The 587-nt window shown below is 43.1% G+C and carries 1 protein-coding gene; it reads right to left on the bottom strand.

Annotated features, from left to right (window positions below):
- On the bottom strand, nucleotides 1–587 hold a 587-nt coding region (locus D1841_RS18280), incomplete at both ends, for an FAD-dependent oxidoreductase (protein ID WP_207710217.1).

The raw sequence follows: 587 nt of genomic DNA, 5'->3' as shown, positions 1-587 counted from the left end.
GGTGTAAGTGAGCCAGCAAGAAACCTGTTCTTTTTCCAGTTCATCGTTCATAAAAGAAAAAGGTACAATTCTTTCATCGCCTTTCTGTTCTGTCATCTTTGTATAATCAAAGGTAGAAGCAAGCGCTCTTGCCGGTGTTCCGGTCTTGAATCTGCGCAGCTTCATGCCATGTTTTTTCAGATTGTCTGCCAGCTCTATAGAAGGTGCGAGTCCATTTGGACCGCTTGCATAAGCGCTGTCGCCAATAAAAATTTTACCGCGCAAGAACGTGCCAGTAGCCAGTACCACTGCCTTCGCCTTATAATATGTATGCGTCATTGTAACTACACCGCATACTTTTCCCTCTTCTATGATCAAATCCACAATTTCAGCCTGCTTTACATGCAGATTTTCCTGCTGTTCTATGGTTTTCTTCATTTCGGTATGATATCTATGTTTATCAGCCTGCGCACGCAGCGAGTGCACCGCCGGTCCTTTTGCTGTATTTAACATTCTGCTTTGTATAAAGGTTTTATCAATATTTTTTCCCATTTCGCCGCCAAGAGCATCAATTTCTCGAACCAAGTGACCTTTACCAGTTCCTCCAA

This window comes from Neglectibacter sp. X4, from assembly GCF_009917365.1.
Lineage (GTDB): Bacteria > Bacillota > Clostridia > Oscillospirales > Acutalibacteraceae > Acutalibacter.
Note: the sequence above shows the minus strand (reverse complement) of the source record. Positions and strands in the feature narration are given on the sequence as shown.